Source organism: Aestuariivivens insulae (assembly GCF_022662195.1).
Lineage (GTDB): Bacteria > Bacteroidota > Bacteroidia > Flavobacteriales > Flavobacteriaceae > Aestuariivivens > Aestuariivivens insulae.
The window spans coordinates 142236-163292 of record NZ_JAKMCS010000003.1 but is presented as its reverse complement, the minus strand read 5'-3'; the positions used below and the strand labels follow the sequence as shown (position 1 = coordinate 163292).

11 protein-coding genes are annotated in these 21057 nt (G+C 37.0%); 5 read left to right on the top strand and 6 right to left on the bottom strand.

Features of this window, described 5'->3' with window-relative positions:
• Positions 1-54 precede the first annotated feature (54 nt).
• Together MR062_RS04985 and MR062_RS04980 are read left to right on the top strand one after the other, a co-directional pair.
• A complete protein-coding gene (locus tag MR062_RS04985; protein ID WP_242202987.1) occupies positions 55-2541 on the top strand; it encodes a ribonucleoside-diphosphate reductase subunit alpha in 2487 nt (828 codons plus the stop codon).
• Between the two features lie 527 nt (positions 2542-3068).
• On the top strand, positions 3069-4841 hold the full coding sequence (locus MR062_RS04980; RefSeq protein WP_242202986.1) for a Na/Pi cotransporter family protein: 1773 nt from the start codon (positions 3069-3071) through the stop codon (positions 4839-4841).
• A gap of 156 nt (positions 4842-4997) precedes the next feature.
• On the opposite strand, the gene MR062_RS04975 is transcribed toward MR062_RS04980, so the two are convergent.
• The 3 genes from MR062_RS04975 to MR062_RS04965 all read right to left on the bottom strand — a co-directional run bounded on the left by MR062_RS04975 (position 4998) and on the right by MR062_RS04965 (position 9575).
• Complete coding sequence (locus MR062_RS04975; protein WP_242202985.1) at positions 4998-5858, bottom strand: OmpA/MotB family protein; 861 nt, start codon at positions 5856-5858, stop codon at positions 4998-5000.
• Between the two features lie 135 nt (positions 5859-5993).
• Positions 5994-8294: an inorganic phosphate transporter gene (locus tag MR062_RS04970; protein ID WP_242202984.1), complete on the bottom strand. Its 2301-nt coding sequence runs from the start codon at positions 8292-8294 to the stop codon at positions 5994-5996.
• A gap of 72 nt (positions 8295-8366) precedes the next feature.
• Complete coding sequence (locus MR062_RS04965) at positions 8367-9575, bottom strand: porin (protein ID WP_242202983.1); 1209 nt, start codon at positions 9573-9575, stop codon at positions 8367-8369.
• A 389-nt stretch (positions 9576-9964) separates the two neighbouring features.
• Here MR062_RS04965 and MR062_RS04960 point away from each other — a divergent pair, with 389 nt between their 5' ends.
• Positions 9965-10285 carry a toxin-antitoxin system YwqK family antitoxin gene (locus tag MR062_RS04960; RefSeq protein ID WP_242202982.1) on the top strand — a complete coding sequence of 107 codons (321 nt, stop codon included), beginning with the start codon at positions 9965-9967 and terminating at the stop codon, positions 10283-10285.
• 74 nt (positions 10286-10359) lie between these two features.
• Here MR062_RS04960 and MR062_RS04955 read toward each other — a convergent pair whose 3' ends face one another.
• The 3 genes from MR062_RS04955 to MR062_RS04945 all read right to left on the bottom strand — a co-directional run bounded on the left by MR062_RS04955 (position 10360) and on the right by MR062_RS04945 (position 16173).
• Entirely contained in the window at positions 10360-12594 is a 2235-nt protein-coding gene (locus tag MR062_RS04955; protein WP_242202981.1) for a hypothetical protein, read from the bottom strand.
• A gap of 106 nt (positions 12595-12700) precedes the next feature.
• Positions 12701-15481 carry a TonB-dependent receptor gene (locus MR062_RS04950; protein WP_242202980.1) on the bottom strand — a complete coding sequence of 927 codons (2781 nt, stop codon included), beginning with the start codon at positions 15479-15481 and terminating at the stop codon, positions 12701-12703.
• Between the two features lie 296 nt (positions 15482-15777).
• On the bottom strand, positions 15778-16173 hold the full coding sequence (locus MR062_RS04945) for a carboxypeptidase-like regulatory domain-containing protein (RefSeq protein ID WP_242202979.1): 396 nt from the start codon (positions 16171-16173) through the stop codon (positions 15778-15780).
• Between the two features lie 160 nt (positions 16174-16333).
• On the opposite strand from MR062_RS04945, the gene MR062_RS04940 reads away from it, so the two are divergent.
• Together MR062_RS04940 and MR062_RS04935 are read left to right on the top strand one after the other, a co-directional pair.
• The gene (locus MR062_RS04940) at positions 16334-17680 is read left to right on the top strand and encodes a deoxyguanosinetriphosphate triphosphohydrolase (RefSeq protein WP_242202978.1); all 1347 of its coding nucleotides are present in this window, start codon (positions 16334-16336) and stop codon (positions 17678-17680) included.
• Between the two features lie 175 nt (positions 17681-17855).
• Complete coding sequence (locus MR062_RS04935) at positions 17856-21050, top strand: PA domain-containing protein (RefSeq protein WP_242202977.1); 3195 nt, start codon at positions 17856-17858, stop codon at positions 21048-21050.
• Positions 21051-21057 lie beyond the last annotated feature (7 nt).

Below are 21057 nucleotides of genomic sequence, written 5' to 3'. Positions count from 1 at the left end.
TAACTAACCATTTTTCTGAAGGTGTATCAGGAAATCTAAAAAACGTGTAAAACAATGTATGTAGTAAAAAGAGACGGAAGAAAAGAGCAGGTCATGTTCGACAAAATCACCGCAAGGGTGAGAAAATTGTGTTATGGATTAAACGAATTGGTAGATCCATTAAAAGTTACCATGCGGGTAATAGAAGGATTGTACGATGGTGTAACCACCAGTGAATTGGATAACTTGGCTGCAGAAATTGCAGCAACGATGACTACAACGCATCCCGACTATGCACGTTTGGCGGCGCGAATTTCGGTGTCGAACCTACATAAAAACACGAAAAAAACGTTTAGCGAGGTCATGCAAGACCTATACACCTATGTAAACCCAAGAACAGGTAAAGATGCTCCGTTACTTTCTGATGAGGTTTACAACGTTATCATGGAACATAAAGACCGTCTCGATTCTACCATTATTTACAATCGCGATTTTGGATACGACTATTTTGGGTTTAAAACCTTGGAGCGTTCTTACTTATTAAAACTTAATGGAAAAATAGCAGAACGTCCTCAACACATGCTTATGCGCGTTTCGGTTGGTATTCATTTAGATGACATTGAATCGGCCATAGAGACCTATGAGCTTATGTCCAAAAAATATTTTACACACGCTACACCAACCTTATTCAATTCGGGTACGCCAAAACCACAAATGTCGTCTTGTTTCTTATTGACCATGAAGGAAGACAGTATTGATGGGATTTACGATACCTTAAAGCAAACTGCTAAAATATCACAATCTGCAGGAGGTATTGGTTTAGCTATGCATAATGTGCGTGCCACAGGTAGTTATATTGCAGGTACCAATGGTACCAGTAATGGAATTGTACCAATGCTTCGTGTATTTAATGATACAGCACGTTATGTAGACCAAGGTGGAGGTAAGCGTAAAGGTAGTTTTGCAATATACTTAGAGCCATGGCATGCCGATATTTTCGATTTCTTAGAACTGAAGAAAAACCATGGTAAAGAAGAAATGCGTGCACGCGATCTATTTTATGCCATGTGGATTCCGGACTTGTTCATGAAACGTGTGCAGGAAGATGGTAATTGGACCCTCATGTGTCCTAACGAATGTCCTGGCTTGCCAGAAACGCATAGCGAAGCGTTCGAGGCCTTATATCTTAAATATGAAGCCGAAGGGCAAGGGAGAAAAACCGTTAAGGCACGCGAGCTTTGGGAAAAGATTTTAGAATCCCAAATCGAAACAGGAACGCCTTACATGTTGTATAAAGATGCGGCCAATCGTAAATCCAACCAGCAAAACTTAGGGACTATTCGTTCTTCTAACTTATGTACCGAGATTTTGGAATATACTTCTCCAGATGAAGTGGCAGTATGTAACTTAGCCTCTATTGCGTTACCTATGTTTGTTAAAAATGGTGCATTCGATCATAAAGAACTGTTCCGTATAACAAAGCGCGTAACTAAAAACTTGAATAGGGTAATAGATAGAAATTACTATCCAGTACCTGAGGCCGAAAATTCTAATATGCGCCACCGTCCTATTGGTCTAGGGGTGCAAGGTCTAGCCGATACCTTTATTCAATTGCGTTTGCCATTTACTAGTGATGAAGCTAAGCAATTAAACCAAGATATTTTTGAAACCCTATATTATGCTGCGGTTACAGCAAGTATGGAAGAAGCCAAGGCCGATGGGCCATATGAAACGTATGAAGGTTCCCCAATAAGTAAAGGTGAGTTCCAGCACAATCTTTGGGGGCTAAAAGATGAAGAATTAAGTGGTAATTGGGATTGGGCGAAATTGCGTAAGCAAGTGCTTAAGAATGGGGTACGTAACTCGTTATTGGTAGCGCCTATGCCAACCGCTTCAACGTCTCAAATATTGGGGAATAATGAGTGCTTCGAGCCTTATACTTCAAATATTTATACACGTCGTGTGCTTTCGGGTGAGTTTATTGTGGTCAATAAGCATTTGTTGGAAGATCTTGTAGAACTAGGGCTATGGGATGAAAATTTAAAGCAGGATATCATGAGGGCCAATGGTTCTATACAAAACATAGATATTATACCTCAAGATATAAAAGAACTGTACCGAACCGTTTGGGAATTGAGCATGAAGGATATTATAGATATGTCCCGTCAGCGTGGTTATTTTATAGATCAATCGCAATCGCTTAACCTGTTTATGGAAGGCGCTACGATGGCTAAATTAACATCAATGCATTTCTATGCTTGGAAGAGTGGACTAAAAACGGGAATGTACTATTTGCGTACCAAGAGTGCTGTTGATGCGATTAAGTTTACCTTGCAGACTTCTAAAAAGGAAGAGCCAACTGCTGAAGCAGTCGAGGTTAATAGTGCTTCGGTACAACAGGAAGAGGCTAAGAAAAAGAAATTGGCAGTCCAAAATGCAGCCAAATTCGCAAAACAAAGTACACCGGTTGAAGTTGAACCCATGAGTGCCGAAGAAATGAAAGCACTTATTGCACAGGCAAAAGCCAGTGAAGGGGACGACTGTCTCATGTGTGGGTCTTAAATCTTAATAGGAACACTATTTTATTAAGTGTTGAACAAAAAGCATCCGCCAAGCGGGTGCTTTTTTGATTTAACGATATAAGAACCAATAGGCTTGAGTTCGATTTTCACACACTTAAAATGAATTGATTTAGACTTGATTTAGGTTAGGTTGTCAATTACGAACCTTACTGAAATCAAAATATATTTTGATTGAAAGTACTTTGCAGAGCAAACGAGGAGGAATCCCATCATGTTCATTATTTTATGAGACTCAACTATGTTTAGCCCTTTTGTTTTCAGCCGTTATGACTGTAAACGTCAGGACTTTGTGGAAATGGCAAATCACGAATATTTATTTTTTTAGGAAAGAAACTTGGTTAGCAGGTTCCAAAATCCTGTTGGATGACTAAATTATTGATGTTCTTTCAATAGTTGTTTTCTTGATATTATGTCTATATTTATATCAATAAAGTTATAGCCTATGTGTGGAATGAATAGCCAATTATCAGGTAACTTCAGACTCATATTCCTAAAAAAATTATATATATGATTAGGAAGTCTATTTTCTACGGACTTTTATTTGTCTTGGCTATTTTGCTTTATGCCTATCCAAACTTTGAAACCATATCGGCTGGGGTTGCAGTATTACTGTTTGGTATGATTATGCTGGAAGAAGGGTTTAAGGTTTTTACTAAAGGACCTCTTCAAAATATATTAAAGGCAGCAACCAATAAGCTTTATAAGGGTATTACAACTGGGGCTTTGGTTACGGCTTTAATACAGTCTAGTTCGTTGGTCTCAGTCATTACCATTTCGTTTATAAGTGCCGGATTGATATCATTATCGGGTGGTCTGGGACTTATTTTTGGAGCCAATATTGGAACGACGGCTACCGCATGGTTAGTAGCTGGTTTTGGGCTTAAAGTCAAGATATCTGCCTTGGCATTGCCCATGTTGGTTTTTGGGATTATTTTTTCCTTTCAGAAGAAAGTATCGCTTAAAGGTCTTGGTAATATATTGGCAGGATTGGGCTTTTTCTTTTTGGGGATCCATTATATGAAAGAAGGGTTCGATGTTTTTAAAGATCACATCGACCTATCGCAATATGCGGTATCCGGTTTTTTGGGAGTTTTTGTTTATACGGGACTTGGTATTATTATTACCACCATTTTACAGTCAAGCAGCGCTACCCTGGCTTTGATTTTAACGGCGCTTTCGGTAGGACAAATAGAGTATGAAAATGCTTTGGCTTTGGCTATTGGAGCCAATGTAGGTACTACCATAACCGCTATTTTAGGGGCCATTAGTTCCAATAGTGCGGGAAAACGCTTGGCAACAGCACATTTTATATTTAATGTGCTAACTGGTTTGGTCGCTATTGCTTTTATTTATCCTTTGGCCAATCTTGTTAATAACACCTCTAATTTACTAAACATAGCCTCTACTAATTATACATTAAAACTAGCGTTGTTCCATACCTTTTTTAATGTATTGGGCGTTGTTTTAATGATCCCTTTTATTAAGGTTCTTGAGCGGACTTTGTTGCGTTTTTATATTGAAAAAGGTGATAAGGATATTGATGAGCCTAAATATTTAACCCCATCTGTTTTAGGATTTCCCTGGACGGTTATTTCTGCATTAATTAAGGAGTCTAAATATTTATACCAAAACAGTGTTTTTGAAATCGTAACACATGCCTTAAGCATTCATAGGGAAGATGTGAAATCGGATAAAAAGTTGAAGACTGTCATTAAGACATCCCAAACCGATTTCCATATTGATGTAGAAGGTTTATACTATACCAAAGTTAAGTCAATTTACGGTAAAATAATAACCTACGCCACCACAGCCCAGAGTACCTTAAAGTTAAATAACAGGCAAAACAAAGCTATTACCGATATAAAGATTGCTAATAGAAAAATGGTGGAAATCATTAAGGATGCCAGGGAGCTCAATAAAAATATTACCATCGCATTAAATACTAAGAATGCTTATTTAGCTAAAGAATATGATAGCTACAGAAAAAAGTTGGTTAACGTATTGCGTACAATCTATTTGTTTAGGAAGGAGGATGATAGTAAAAATCACGAATTGAAACTTAAAAAGTTAAAGAATGAAGCCAAAACCAATATTAGGCAGAGCAATAAATCTATTGATAAATTAATTCGTAAAAATTTAATTACTGTTGAAATGGCCTCGTCATTGTTTAATGATTATGCCAATGTAAATGATATGATAAAAAAGTTGATAGAAGTAGCAGAGTTACTTTATGGTAAGAAAGATGCATTGTTCGAGGACAATGGTAATGGTTCTGCCTGATATATAAGTATTGGGTTATAAAAATGGAAACGTCATTACGAGAAAATTTATTTCGAAGTAATCTGGTCATCAAATTAGATTGCTTCGTTTCGCCTGCCTATCGGCAGGCAGGCTCGCAATGACGTCTTCAAAGAACGCTTAGTTCTAAGTGTAAATTTAATCCAAAATCGTATTTTCAGCAACAGCATTATCTTCTGCCATTAAGGCAAAAAACTTGTCGATATTCGGTAATATGATTATACGTGTTCTTCTGTTTTTAGCCATGTTTTCACGAGAGCTATTTTCAACAAGAGGTTGGTAAGAACTTCTTCCCGCAGCAATCATTTTTTCTGGAGCTACGTTGTATTTTTCCTGTAGTTTGCGCACTACCGATGTTGCTCTAAGTACACTTAAGTCCCAGTTGTCTGCAATGTTTGCTGTGTTGATAGTTCTAGAATCGGTATGGCCTTCAACCATTACATCTAAGCTAGGCTCAGAGTTTATGACATCGGCTAATTTTTGTAAAATGGTATCAGCCTTAGAACTTAATCTGTAGCTAGCTGTATTAAACAACATATTGTCTGCGATAGAAATCATAACAACCGTTTCGTTAATGTTAACAGCAAAGTCTTCATCTTCGTTCATGTTACTTTCGCTTATGGTTTTTTCTAGGTTGTAGGCAATAGCTAAGTTCATAGAATCTTTAAGTGTCTTGGCTTGGCTTAACTTATCGGCATCCACGTGTTTTAAGGTTTCTCTCATTTTGGTTTTGGTATCGTTAGAGATAACACCAACGTTTTCTACGAGGTCTAATTTCGAATCGTTTTCTTGCTTGAGGGAAGCTATTTTATTGTTGTAGTCATCAACACGCTTTTGAATTTTTTCAAATTTAGCTTCTAAGTCTTCTTTTGCTACTCTGGTCTTTTGCAGTTCACTTTTAATTTCTCCATTTTCATGTTCCAGGGCTAAGTATTTTTTCTTTGATACACATGAAAAGGTAATCATGGTTAATGCTAATAAAACTGAAATTTTCTTCATAATAGTAATAATCTTTAGGTTTTTTCTATTTACGAGGAAAAGGCAGGTACAGATGTTAAAAGGTAAATTTATTTTGAAATAAAAAAGCATCCGCCTTTGCGGATGCTTTTTTAAAACGTATATATAATGCTTAGTTTACTCTTCTTCTGTGCTTATTGTAGCAGGCTTAACCGATGCATCGTGTGCATTATGGTATTCTTCTAAAAGATTCATAGTGGCAGTAAGCAAATCTTTGGTTTCCAATAATAGACCAAAGTAAAGTGTCGTGTTCTTGGGGCTAGACTCTTCGGTGCGGGTACGCTCGACCTGTTTTTGGATTTTTTCGGAAACAACACTAAAAATAGCTTTTTCATTATTTAAAATGTATCCTATCTGTTCAAAAGAACGCGTATCGAAAGCCTCTTTAATTTCGTTTAGTAGCTTTTCGAGATCGCCATCAACTTCTTTTAGTTCTTTTATTTGGTTGAATTTTAATTTTTTATGGTTGTTGTTTACGTGTTTATGGCTTACTTTGGAAATGTATTCCAAAGATTGGGTCATATCCTGTAGGTACCCTAAAATATTAATATAGAAATTACTTGCTCCCACACTGGACTCATCCAAATTTTTAATGAAATAGAAAATATTGTCCCTTAAACCATCAACTTCGTCAGAGAGTTTTAATATTTGTTTTTTGTTCTTTTTCAATAAGGCCAAATCTTGCTTGGCAAGTCCGTTTATGGCAGTAGTATATATTTTGTTACCTCGTTTTACAACATTAGCAATGTTGTTGGCACTTTCATGTATAACACCTTGTATAGAGCTGCTTTCAGCTTTTATCAAGCTGTCCTCGGCTTTGATTTCTTTAGACTTTTTGTTGTGTACTATGGTGCTTCTAATAAGTAATGCGAATGCTACTACTAACAGAATAGGGAACATAATACTTACGTTCAAATTCAATAAGTAGGCCACTAAAGCAGCTGCAGTAAATGCACTAATTGCAGTAAAAAACCATCCTCCAATAACGTTTATAACACCAGCAACGCGGTAAACGGCGCTTTCTGCACCCCAAGCCCTATCGGCCAAGGAAGTACCCATAGCCACCATAAAGGTTACGTAGGTGGTAGATAAAGGTAATTTGTATGACGTAGCTATAGAAATTAGTACAGCGGCTACCATAAGGTTTACAGCGGCTCTTACTAAATCGAAAGCAGGTAATTCATATTTTTTGTCCTTTGCTAATTTTATAACGGGAGCTTCAAATTGTTTGTCAATTTTTGCTTGCCACGATTCCGGTAATATATATGAAGACATTTGCGACATTAACATGGCAGATCTCACAAATCCTCTTGATAAGAAGTTTGGTTGAAAGCGTTCTTTGGTTTCCCCTTGGCTTGATAGGTCCAAAGATGTTTTTACTACATTCTTAGCTTTTGTTGAAAACCAAAGTGTTAAAACCATGATCATTCCGGCTCCAAAAAGTAACCAGTTGTTTGTAGGTACTTTTTTGGCTAACACACCCATTGAAAAATCGGATGCAGGTAAACCAGAAGCTGTCCACTCTAAAAATGAATTATAGGCTGCAACAGGTACACCAATAAAGTTAACCAAGTCGTTACCGGCAAAAGCTAAAGCTAAAGCAAAGGTGCCTACTATTATAATGAGTTTGTAAATGTTGGTTTTTAAGAAGCTAATTAAAGCATAAGATAATAAAGACCAAAAGACAGAGCTTACCAAAACAATGGGAAGTACTTGAGCCTCTAGAAAGTCTTTCATGGTGTTGCCGCCTAGTAAATCAAAGTTTTGGCTGGCATAAGAAGTACCCTTTAATCCTTTCATAAAAATGAAATAGGTAATTGCGGTTAAAGCTACACCGCCAAATAAAGCACCAACCCAGGCCGCTTTCTTTTCAAAATTATAAGACAACAAAAGTCTTGAGAACCATTGTATAATAGCGCCAATGGTAAAGGCGACAATCACCGAGAGTAATATGCCAAATATAATCTGGGAGGCCTTGGAGGTGTTTATATAGTTTATAACATCACTAAAGTTGCCACCGTCGTGCCCTATTTTAATCAAGGCTATGGCCACGGCCGCACCTAATAATTCAAATACAATAGAAACCGTAGTAGAGGTTGGCATCCCTACCGAATTGAAGAAATCCAGCAAGAGGATGTCCGTTATCATAACGGCCATGAAAATAATCATGATTTCATCAAACATAAACTCTCCAGGGTTAAAAATACCCTTTCTGGCCACTTCCATCATGCCACTGGAAAATACAGCTCCTACAGCTACCCCTAAACTAGCGACTATCATGATGGTTTTAAATGAAATGGCTTTAGAGCCTATAGCGGAATTTAAGAAGTTAACCGCATCGTTACTTACACCTACAACCAAATCGGCAATTGCTAAAATGGCTAGTGCAATAATCATGTACAAATAGATATTATCCATTGGGTTTAATTGTAAAATGTTTGCAAATATCATGATTATTATTTATTAGATTGTTATATAATTGTTATCTTTTTAAAAGTGGATGTCAACCTGTAAACGATACATTAGTTCATTGTTTCCGCCGTCTACTTCTAAATGGCTAATGTCGGTCTGTACTTTAAGGCTATGTCCAACTATGTATTTGGAGAGGCCCAATGTGTATTGGTTTTCAGGGTTTTTGCCTGTAATGGTTTGATCTAGTTCTATATTGGTATATCTAGCAGATATTTCCCAATTGTTGGTGAATAAATAACCAGCTTGAAGGTTTAAACCTTTGCCCACCTGAACAGCAACTTGTTTCCCTTTGCTATCTAATAAAGGAGAGCCATCAGAGTTTTTGGCATATGGGTCTTTAGCATCCCTATCGGCATATTCGGCCATAAGTGAAAAACCTTGGTATTTAAGCATGGCATCGATAAAAAGCGTATTGATATTGGTTTCAAAAAAGCCAGTATCCGTAACCATGTAAGAGCCTTGGTTACTTCGTGTTTTTACCGCATTGTTATTATGGTCGTAACTTGCTGCTAATGATAGTTTAGGTTGTTTTTCACGTTTTAAATCACCACCTTTATAATCGCCTTTGCTGGCGAAAGTGCCAAAAGGGAAAAGTTCAATCCTACCGGTATATTGATAACCTCCAAGGTTGCCTGTTGTTATGTTTCTGCCTTCACCTTGTGCTAAGGAAAATATTTCTTTTACAACAAATTTGTCGGTTAAATTAAAATGGTGTCTTAACTGAAAACCAAAATCGCGGTCAATAGTAAAACGTTTGTTTAATAGAGAACGATCGACTTGTTGTAGGTTTGCTGAAGAAATAACACGCTCCCTGTTTCCTGGTAATTTGGTTTGTCCGAACCAAATTTCGAAATTTTCGTAAAAGTTCCACATTAAAACGGCATCCAAAATATATCTAGGCGCATTGCTGGTAAAAAGTGAAGCTCCAGATTGATCTCTGTTGGACAGCCCTAATTCAATTTTATATTTTAATTTAGGACTATAGGCGTAACCATCAAATTTTAATCTTGATCTTCTAACGAGAAAACTGGTTTCATTGCTTTCGCCTTCTCCCCAAGTTGAGGTGCCTAACAGTTGTGCCCTTAAGCCAACTTTCATAGTCCAAGAACTATCTTTTCCTACGATGTTGAATAAGCCTTTGCCGAATTTTCCAGATTGGACCTCTTGCGCATTTAATGAGATAACCGCAAGTATTAAAATACCTATTAAGGTATATTTAGTATTCATAATATAAGTATTAGTTTTTGTCGCTGCAAAGAACTAAAACCAATGTTAACTAAATGTTTCCTAATTGTTATTGTTGAGTTTAATTAAAAAAAGACTGCCTTGGCCAAAGGCAGTCTCATTAGGCATCATAATAATGTAGTCGACAAAAACTAATAGATTATATGATATACTAATTGTTTTGTCTTAAGACAAGCACAAATATCAATGTTCAAGTTAAGTTAAATGTAACCCCAATATTAAGTAAACATTAATATTGTAATGTTAAATTTTAAAAAATACAGTGAAGAAAGTCAGCTGGTTACGGGTCCAATGTTAACTTAACGTTAAGATAATGTTGCTTTAATGTAAAGTTGTTTGTATATTTGATATATAATGTAAAACCCATAATTATGAAGAAATTATTTTTATTGTTTGCCTTCTTAATTACAGTGGTAGCTTTTGCCCAAGACAAGCAAAAGAGAGAATTAAAGCTTAACAAGGATACCAATTTAATTGAAGTGGTTTATTATCATGACAATGGTGTTGTAAGTCAAACAGGATTTTACACATTAGATGGTAAATTACAAGGTGAGTGGTTAAGCTTTAACAAAGAAGGCAAAAAAACGGTTTCGGCAAATTATGATAATGGTAAAAAAGTCGGCAAATGGATTTATTGGATTGACGGGGAAAAAAAGATCGTCAATTATACTGATAATGTAGCTTCGCTATAGCAGTATAGTAAGTTAAAAAACAAAAAGCATCCGCCAAGGCGGATGCTTTTTGTTTTTTAATGAGCCGTTATCCTTTATAGACCTTTTGTCCAACCAGCTGCCCAATCTGGTGCAGAAGCACCATTTCCAGCTCCAGTTGCAGTTCCTGTAGTATAGAAACTTTGGTTCGCTCCAGCGTAATCTGTTGCGTTAAAACCTGTGGCCTGATTTGCAAATTCTATGTTGGTGATTACTAAATCTCCAGCTTCAATTCTTACAGCTGCTTCAGCATCGGTACTTTTAACTTTAATGCCTAAATTGATGCCAGATGTATAGAAATTATCAATATTGAATTTTCCTCCGCCTTCTTTATAGTAAAGCGCACCTTCAGAAACAGGGCCTATAACTGTTATGTTCTTTAAAGTGGCATTGGTAACAGGAGTCGCATTACCGTTGTCGCCGTTGTTAGAACCTTCAACACCAGCTTTAGCGGCACCAGTAATATACCAGTTTTCTCCTGTTCCAGCCCAACCATCGGCAAAATCAATACCGTCATCCTGGCTGTTGGTAGACACTAAATATTTACCATTTACAGTACCTCCAAAGAACTCGATACCATCATCACTACCTTCGTAGGATTGCACATATTCAACAGTTGTACCAGAGCCTACCCCAAATAATGATAGACCGTTAAATTCTTTGTTTGGCGTAAAGTTAGCACCTGTATACTCTAATCTTAAATATCTAATTGAACCGGAATTGTCGTCTGAAATAGATCCTCCGTATGTTAGGTCAGCAACTTCAGAGGTTGCTGGTGCTGTCACATTTGTTGGCGCTTTGCCACAAACAACTAGGCCACCCCAATCTGCAGCTGCAGGAGATGCAGCTCCAGAGGTCATTACAACCGGATTAGTTGCTGTACCTTCTACAAATATTTTACCTCCTTGAGCAACGGCAATATATGAAGCTGTTCCTCCTGTGGCTTTAATTACAGTTCCTGCTGGAATGGTTAAAGAACCTCCATCTTTTACTACAAAGGAGCTAGTTAATTTATATTCAATAGAAGCATTTAATGACACATTTCCTGTAACTATACCAGCTAAGTTTTCACTGGTTACACCACTGTTATCAAGGCCTTTGGTCCATCCAGCGGCCCAATCTGGAGCGGCAGCACCATTACCGGCACCTGTTGCAATTCCTTCTTGTATAAAATCTTGATTGGCTCCAGTATAATCGGTATAAGTAAACCCAGACGTATTTTCAGCAAATTGAACATTAGTCATAACTAAGTTATCAGCTTCAATTCTAACACCTGCTTCTGCATCGGTATCTTTTACTTTTACGCCTAAATTAACACCAGCAATATAGAAATTGTCAATATTGAAATTTCCTCCACCTTCTTTGTAATATAGGGCTCCTTCTCCAACAGGACCAACTACTGTGATATTTTTAAGCGTGGCATTGGTTACTGGAGCAGCGTCACCGTTATCGCCATTGTTTGAGCCTTCAATACCAGCTTTTGCTCCTTCTGAGATATACCAATATTCACCAGTACCGTTCCATCCATCAGCAAAATCAATAGAGTCATCCCCACTTCTTGTTGAAACTAGGTATCGTCCGTTAACAGTTCCTCCAAAGAACTCAATACCGTCATCCCCGCCTTCGTAAGATTGTACATACTCTAATGTGGTTCCCGATCCAACACCAAATAAAGATAACCCGTTAAATTCTTTGTCATTCGTAAACGTAGCTCCTGTGTATTCAATTCTTAAGTATCTAATGGAACCTGAGTTGTCATTTGCTATGCTTCCTCCATAAGTTAAGTCGGCAACTTCTGAAGTTGCTGTTGTCCCACCAATAGCGACATTGGTTGGTGCCTTACCGCATACAACTAACCCACCCCAGTTTCCTGCAGCGGGAGAGGTGGCGCCAGAGGTCATTACAACGGGCTTGTCTGCAGTTCCTTGCACATAAATCTTCCCTCCTTGAGCAACAGCTATATAAGCTGCTGTACCTCCTGTTGCTTTAATGACAGTTCCAGCAGGAATGGTCAAGGATGCTCCATCTCTTACGACATAAGCAGAAGTTAATTGGTATTCAATAGAAGCATCTAAAGTTATATCTCCTGTTACATCACCTTCTAATGTGCTATTTGCAGCACAAGGTTCGCAAGCAGATCCTCCGCAATCAACTCCTGTTTCATCTCCATTTTGAATGCCGTCACCACAAGTGGCAGTATAGCTAGGGCTATCGTCTGATGTACATGATACAATAAAAGCTGAACTTGTTATTGCAAATATTAGTGTTAATAATTGGGTTTTAAATTTCATTTTTTTGTTTTTTAGTTTTTTTGAATTTTCAGCAAATAAATAACTCTAGTGTAAACTAATCATGTTCTAAAATTTATGATTTCATTACTCTAAGGTTAACTAAAGGTTAAAAGCTGTAAATAAGGGATAGTTTTAAATTTACACCTCTTTTATAGGAAGAAACCAATACATTTTGAACTTCCTGATGTCTTTCTATTGTGGGGTTTAATAAGTTTTTAGCTGATAGGTTAACACCCAAGTTTTTGTTTAGTTTGCTTTTAAAAACAAAGTCTAAAGTACCAATACCTTTATCTATCAAATCACCTTTGCCTTCAGTGCCTAAAGCAAATACCCTGTCTGAAAAATAGTTGTAAGCTATAGTGGTTTGTATACTTTTATCGTTTTTATATTCTTTAGTATAGGTAAGGTCGGCATTTAATAATAAATCGGAGGCACCAGAGAGTTTATCTTCTTTGTTTGTAAAATCAACACTAATAGGGGAGCCTGCTGCTGTGGTTTCCTCGATAACTTTGTCTTTATCCAGTTCCTGATTTGTATACATGTAAGAAGCATTAACGCCCACAGAAAAGTCGTTTTTTAATTCGTCATCACTCTCAAAGATATTTTTTCTTGCTTCAAATTCTCCTCCAATGGCTAAGGCCCAATCACCGGAATTCACATAGCTAATATCATTTGAAGCTGAATTTATAATGGATTCGTTTATGGGGTCTTGAATGTATTTACCAAAGGCTCCAATAGATATCAACTCTCCGTTTTTAGGAAAAATTTCCCATTTTAAATCGGCATTGTAATCGGTAGAAGCGTATAAGCTAGGGTTACCTATAAATGATTGAGTAGCACCTACAAATTGAAAAAAGGCTCTTTCAATATATTGAGGCAAAGTGTATGTCTTACTAGCAGCAAGTTTTAAGTTTTGTTTGTCGTTCAATTGGTATTTTAATGACAAGGACGGTAAAATTTCGGTTTCGTCAAGCACGCTTGATCCAGCCGATAGGGAAGTATTCCAATTTATCGTCTGACTTATTTTTTCTCCTCTTACACCTACCAACATTGTAAGTTTAGGAGTTAAGGCATATTCTAAAGAAAGAAAGGCTGCATGGATATCTTGAGGGCCATCAAAAGTTTGAGGGTCTAGTGCATTGGTAATAGAAGCGTTCCCCCTAAAGGTTTCAATACTAAATAAACCAGCATTTAGGTTGTTTTGGTTAAAATAGCTGTCTAAGTTATAGATATCAGATATTAAGGGTTGAGATACTTTTCTGTTAATTCTGAAATTGAATTGGGTAGCATCGAAATCTACATTTTTAAACCTTCCACTATAACCAACAGTTATTTTGCCTTTATAGGAGTCTTCTTCATCTTTATTGAAATGATATGAAGCCGAAAAATTAGCAGCAATTTCTTCTTCTTCTAAATCCTGATAGAATCTATGGTTATCTGACGCGTTATTGGTCTGTAAAAACGACTTTGGGCCTTCTGGATCATCCCAATTATTAGGGGTTAAGATATTTTGTCTTCTGTTAGGAATGTTATTCTTAACAAAGTTGTAAGAAGCTCCCCAATTAATTTCAAAACTTTCACCAATTTCATGGTCACCTAAAATTTGATGTACAACAAGTTGGGTTCTTTCAAAAGTTTGTCTTTGTAAAAAGGCGCCACCTTCAGGAGCATAATCAAAGGCATCAACCGTACCAAAATATTCATCTTGATCTTGGCTGGAAGTATTTACATATAATCCGTTGTATTTTAACTTATGATCCTTGAATTTTATACCTGCATTACCCATTAAGGTTGTGTTGGTATTATAAGAGTAACTAGAAAAAGTGTAATCTTTTCTTGGTACACCAGAGACATTTACACTTCCTCTTGAGATTCCTTCTTTATAGTCGTAGTCATTGTTAAAGGATGCAACACCAAAGAAATTAATTTTAGTGTCATCGTTAATCACGTAAGAGTCGCCCAACTTTAAGGATGCCCCAGAATTTATTGGAGTCCCAACTTTTTCCCTGTCCCAGCTTGTTGTAAAGTTATAGTTGTTTAAAGGAAAAGCAGGATATGTTTTTGAGTAAAAACCTGTTTGATTAGGGCCATCGTTTAAATAAAAATCTTTTTGGGAAATAGCATTTGTGCTAACGCCAGATTCCAATTGTATTTCTGCCATACCTTTACCAGTATAGTTTTTTGAGGCTATATTGATGTTTGCTCCTGCAAAATCACCATAGTTTTTAGTGTCATAGGTCTTGTCTATGTCAATGGACCCAACAATGTCTGTTGAGAAAATATCTAAATCAATATTTTTATTGGAAGGATTGTTTGAAGGGAGAGGCAATCCGTTTAAAGTTGTAATATTATAACGGTCTCCTAAGCCACGTACAAATATATTGCCAGACCCTTCTTGTTTAGAAATACCTGTTACTTTAGTAACTGCAGTAGCAACATCTCCAACACCTTTTCTTGAAAGCTCGTCTGAACCGATTGCTGTTTTAAAACCAACCGCCTTCTTTTGTTCCAATAGCAAGGCCGTTTCACTTTCTCTTTTGGTAGTGGTGGTTATCACCACTTCATCTAAAGAAGCGGCGCTGGCAGCCATAGTTACGTTAACTTCCGATACTTTTCCAGCAACAACAGCAACGTTTATTTCTCGGGTTTCGTAACCTACAAAGCTATATACTAAGGTATAGCTACCTGGTTCTAAATTTTCGAAACCATAAAGACCGTCAAAATCTGAGGTTGTGCCTTTGGTTGTGCCTTTAATTAAAACGTTAGCAAAGGCTAAAGGTTCGTTGTTAAATTCTTTGTCTGTTAATTTTCCGGCGATGGTTCCGGTGTTTTGAGCGCTTGAAAACGAAGCTATTAAAAGCGCCAATAGTAGTATAAAATGTCTCATTAGTTTTTATGTCAATTATGGCGCAAAGAAACTGCCGTTGTGTAAACCTAGTGTTACCTGGAGATTAAAGAACCGTAATAAAAGTGTTAGCTCAATGTTATCGTGTTAACAGATCTAGTACGCATAGATTACAATTAGTTAACATTGGATTTTTGCTTTTGGAATTTAAGATTTTATAAAGGAAAGTTCAATGTGTAAAAGGAAAAGAGAACTTAGGGGCGAACAGAGTTTAGGCTAGCAACCTTTACTGAAAAAATGAAAAAGATACTGGTTAATAAATAAGAGGAGGATTTATTTTACTGCGTAACCGAAGATGTGTTTGAAGTGCTTGTGTCGTTATCAGCACTAGCCAATGTAAGAGCTAAATCGTCAAGGGAAATAGTGCTTGCAGATAAAGATAATCTAACGTTGCTTGTTTTACCATTAACTATGTTGGCCTTAATCGCTTTGCTGTCGTAACCTACAAAGCTGCAAACCAAAGTGTAGGTTCCTTCACTTAAGTTTTCAAGTTTAAAAAAACCTTTGTCGTCCGATAAGACCTCAGCTCCAGTTTCTTTTACCTTAACTTTCGCAAAAACCAAAGGCTCGTTAATGGCGTCGTCGTCCATTAAAGTACCACTTATAGTTCCCTTGTTTTGGGCAAAAGTTATGGCTGAAACAAAACATACGGCGATTAATAAAAGGTTCTTCATTTGATTTAAACTTATCACTTGCAAATAAAGGGCATTATTATGATGCGTGTGTTAAGCGATTTTTAAATCGGTGTCATTAAAATGTTACCTTAATGTTAACAAATTTAGCCTTTAAGCTTAGGTTGAATTTAACTATCTTGTCGCCACTTAAATTGATACAATGAACTGGGAGCAATTATTATCCTTAAAACGTTTTGGAGACACCAATAAACGTATTCGAAAAGAGCAAGATGAAACCCGATTGGGCTTTGAAGTGGATTACGACCGTATTATTTTTTCATCGGAATTTAGAAGCCTACAAGATAAAACCCAGGTTATTCCATTGTCTAATACCGATTTTGTGCATACTCGTTTAACGCACAGTTTGGAAGTGAGTGTTGTGGGGCGATCTTTGGGGCGTTTGGTAGGCCAAAGGCTATTGGAAAAACATCCCCATTTGCAAAGCATCCATGGCTATCAGGCCAATGATTTTGGAGCTATCGTTGCAGCAGCTGCTTTAGCACACGATATAGGTAATCCGCCATTTGGGCATTCAGGCGAAAAAGCAATAGGTGAATTTTTTAAAAATGGCTTAGGACAGTCGTTTAAAAATGAGTTAACGCCTAAAGAATATCAAGATTTATGTGACTTTGAAGGTAATGCTAACGGATTTAAAATTCTAACCGAAAGCAGGGCGGGGCGTCAAGGCGGTTTGCGTTTAAGCTACGCCACTTTGGGTGCTTTTATGAAATATCCTAAGGAGTCGTTGCCTAAAAAACCAACCAACCATATTGCTGATAAAAAGTATGGATTTTTTCAAAGTGAAAAAGACGTTTTTATTGATGTTATTAATGAATTAGGGCTATTAAAAAGAAGCCAAACCGATATTAGTTTTTCCCGTCACCCATTAGCCTATTTGGTTGAAGCTGCTGATGACATTTGTTACACCATTATAGATTTCGAAGACGGGATCAATTTAGGGTTGATCCAAGAGGAATTTGCGTTGGAATATCTATCGAAAATAATTAGGAATACCATAAGACCTGAAAATTATTATGCGCTTTCAACTAAAAAAGACCGTATAGGCTATTTACGAGCTTTGGCCATAGGAACCCTTATTAATGAAGCTGTAGACATATTTATGAAGTATGAGGATGCTATTTTAAACGGAACCTTTGATTGTGCGTTACTTGATAAGAGTAGCTACGACGCTCAAATAAAGGATATTATAAAGGTTAGCATTGAAAATGTATACCAAAGCAAAGAAGTTGTTGAAAAGGAAATAGCTGGATATAGGGTTTTATCCGATTTATTGGAGGTGTTTATTACGGCGGTAAACAACACACATGATAATAAGGCTTCCAATTACGACAAACTAATCTTGCACCTTTTACCAGAAAACTTTAAAGATATTAAAGGGTCGTTATATGCCAGATTATTGTCCGTTTGTAGTTTTGTTTCGAATATGTCTGATAGATTTGCTATCTTGTTGTTTAATAAAATAAAAGGGATTGATTTAAAGCATTGATAGGTCTTTAAATCCTATTAAATAAGTTATAATAGTTAAGTTAATACCTCCCCAGAACTATCTGAATAAAATGATTGTTGACATACATGTCACATGCCGTATTGAGTATGGTTATGATTACTGAATATGGACGAAGTGTAGTATCTTCTATAAAGAACAATGAAATTTTAAATAGATGAAAAAAATTCTAATTTTTCTTTCGGCAATTATCATCGTGATTGTTTCAATAACCTTTTTTGTAAATCGTTCCCAAGAACAGGTTCATAAAATGGTAGCATTAAGAAAGCAGCATGAGCATTTCTTAAAGAACAGTCCATTTAAAGAAACGCTTAAACTTTCAAAGGAAGAGCGTAAAGCTAAAGGTATTCCTCCAAATAAATATTTTGAACGAGAATGGGAGTTAACTATGAATCCCGCCACGGGCAAGCCAGAACCGGAAAAATTATTCAAACTTCAAGATGAATTAAGAAGTAGTAATTCCAAGTCTATTGCGAGCAAATTACCAGGGGAAAAAAATAATGATTGGACAGAAAGAGGGCCTAATAATGTAGGCGGTAGAACCCGGGCCGTTATGTTCGATCCTAATGATACAAATCATACTCGGGTATTTGCAGGAGGTGTAAGCGGTGGTTTATGGGTTAATGATGATATCACCGATGCTAACTCGTCTTGGACAGAAGTTGATATTCCGCAAAATTTGGCCGTTTCCTGTATGACTTACGATCCTAATGACACCATGACTTTTTATATTGGCACAGGAGAATCTTATGTTCAGGGAGATGTTAACGGTAATGGTGTTTGGAAATCTACTGATGGTGGAGTCAATTGGGCAAGAGTATTTGGGGGTGTTACGGGTGAAACTACTTTTGAAACCAGTGCTAAGCTTACAGTTAATTCGCCTGCAATGTCCCCCAATGAATTTGTGGTTACTACAGCTGTTTTTGGACCTGCGTTAACAATAGTTACTGGAGATCTTGCTTTGGTAGATGATGGTACGGCAGATCCAACATTAGGGTGTAACGCATTGGTAAATGGAGCCTCTATAAGTGGGAAAGTAGCAGTTGTAGAACGGGGAAGCTGTAATTTTACGGTTAAAGTAAAGCAGGCACAAGATGCTGGAGCTATTGCTGTAGTTGTTGTTAACAATGTTGCGGGTGCTCCCATTATACTTGGAGGTGAAGATGCCACAATTACTATTCCATCTGTTATGATTTCCAGGGATGAAGGACAGGATTTGATTAGTCTTTTGGGCGGTGGGGTTAATGTAACCCTTCAATCGGTTGCATCACCAGTTCAGGCAAGTTTTGTAACACCGGGGATTCATCATATAAATGATATTAAAATAAGAGACAATGGTGGTACTAGTGAATTATATGTAGCTGCTGGGGCTGCGTTTTATCCAGATGCTAATCCAGCTTCTTTATTTGGGGTAGAAGATTTTGGGCTTTATAGATCCAGTAATGATGGTGCGAGTTGGGCTAAAATAAATTTACCTGCTGTTTCTGGGGGCTATGAGCCTAATGACATTGAAATTAGTGCAGATAATTCTGTTTGGGTGGCTACTAAAGATAATTTGTATGGTGCAGGTGGTGGGGCTATTTTATCATCAAGCAATGGCACTAGCTTTACTTTGAAAAAAACGATAACCAATGGTTCCCGTACCCAAATAGCAGTTTCATCAAGTAATGCCAATACCATTTATGTGCTAGCGGAAGTAAATACTGTTGATGTAAATGATGGAAGTCTTATAGCACCATTTTTATACATGTCCAAAACAACAGACGCTTTTGCAAATGAAACCAATTTAACGTTGCCCGATGATGCAGATACAGATATTGAAGCTAATGACTTTACACGGGGTCAAGCCTTCTATGATTTAATGCTTGAGGTAGACCCTTCTAACGATGCTGTTTTATATGTTGGAGGTATAGATTTATTTAGGTCTTCAGATTCTGGAGCAACATGGGGCCAAATTTCGAAGTGGTCCAATAATAATGATTTAGCAACCCTTAATCAGCCACTGGTGCATGCCGATCAGCATGCTTTGGTATTTCATCCAACAGATAATGATAAGGCAGTATTAGGAAATGATGGAGGGGTGTATTATGCCTCGACCTTATCTTCATCGCCTGCCGTAATTGAAGCTAGAAATAATAGTTATAATACCGTACAGTTTTATAAAGGAGGTATTGGACAAGAAGTAGGAAATGTAAAAATTCTTGGTGGGTCGCAAGATAATGGCACGTTGTATGAAGAGAATGGTGTTGGTGGGTTGAATGGATTTAATATTATTAATGGAGGTGATGGAGCTTATGTGTTTGTCGATAGGGATAATGAATTTGTTATTGCTTCTTATGTTTATAATAGCTACGTTAGGAGAAGTTATGCCGACGGTAGCTTTCAATATACTATAGATTCCGACCAAACTACTGGGGATTTTATTAATCCTGCAACTTTAGATAGCGATGCAAATTACCTTTATACCAATGGTACTCCAATAGGAACGACAACCTACCAAATTAACAGGTATAAATTAGGGGTAGGTTCTGCGCCACCGCCAAGTACTTTAAGTGATGCAGCAATGAATGGTGCGCCGTCTGCTTTTAAATCGTCGTCATCTGGTGTCTTGTTCGTAGGAACCGATAATGGTAAGTTGTTCAAGCTTACAGACCCAACAAACAACTCCAATCAAGGGTGGTCAGAAATTACAGGAATCGATTTTTATGGAAGCATTTCGTGTGTGGAATTGGGAGCAACCGAAAATGATATTTATGTTTCGTTTCATAATTATGGTGTTACTAATGTGTTCTATTCTTCAGATGGTGGTACAACTTGGCAAAATAAAGAAGGCGATTTGCCCGATTTGCCCGTTAAGGCCATAATGCCAAATCCATTAAATGCCAATGAAGTTATATTGGGTACCGATTTAGGTGTTTGGGCCACTCCTAATTTTAGTGATGCGAATCCTAATTGGTATCAAGCACAAAACGGGATGAAAGATGTGAAAGTCACTAGTTTTGATTTAAGAACTGCAGATAATACTGTGTTGGCTTCAACTTATGGAAGGGGGATGTTTACAGGCCAATTTACTGCTGCTCCAAGTACATTGTCTATAGAAGATACAACGTTGAGTAAGGCCATAAAAATTTATCCAACAGTATCTAATGGAAGTTTTAATATAGCTTCAGATGGAAGTTTAGGAAAAGGATTCGTATATATTTTTGATATTAATGGTAGGCAAGTATATCATTCAAAAATAGATTTTAAAGAACAAATTCATAAAGTAGATATTCAAGTATCAAGTGGATTGTATTTGGTAGAATTGACTTCGGGGAATTTAAAGGCCACCAAAAAAATTATTGTTAATTAAGAGTAAT

Coding starts and splice junctions, on each gene's coding strand:
- MR062_RS04935 (WP_242202977.1), top strand. CDS start 17,856: ATGAAAAAAATTCTAATTTTTCTTTCGGCAATTATCATCGTGATTGTT.
- MR062_RS04940 (WP_242202978.1), top strand. CDS start 16,334: ATGAACTGGGAGCAATTATTATCCTTAAAACGTTTTGGAGACACCAAT.
- MR062_RS04945 (WP_242202979.1), bottom strand. CDS start 16,173: ATGAAGAACCTTTTATTAATCGCCGTATGTTTTGTTTCAGCCATAACT.
- MR062_RS04985 (WP_242202987.1), top strand. CDS start 55: ATGTATGTAGTAAAAAGAGACGGAAGAAAAGAGCAGGTCATGTTCGAC.
- MR062_RS04970 (WP_242202984.1), bottom strand. CDS start 8,294: ATGGATAATATCTATTTGTACATGATTATTGCACTAGCCATTTTAGCA.
- MR062_RS04975 (WP_242202985.1), bottom strand. CDS start 5,858: ATGAAGAAAATTTCAGTTTTATTAGCATTAACCATGATTACCTTTTCA.
- MR062_RS04950 (WP_242202980.1), bottom strand. CDS start 15,481: ATGAGACATTTTATACTACTATTGGCGCTTTTAATAGCTTCGTTTTCA.
- MR062_RS04960 (WP_242202982.1), top strand. CDS start 9,965: ATGAAGAAATTATTTTTATTGTTTGCCTTCTTAATTACAGTGGTAGCT.
- MR062_RS04980 (WP_242202986.1), top strand. CDS start 3,069: ATGATTAGGAAGTCTATTTTCTACGGACTTTTATTTGTCTTGGCTATT.
- MR062_RS04955 (WP_242202981.1), bottom strand. CDS start 12,594: ATGAAATTTAAAACCCAATTATTAACACTAATATTTGCAATAACAAGT.
- MR062_RS04965 (WP_242202983.1), bottom strand. CDS start 9,575: ATGAATACTAAATATACCTTAATAGGTATTTTAATACTTGCGGTTATC.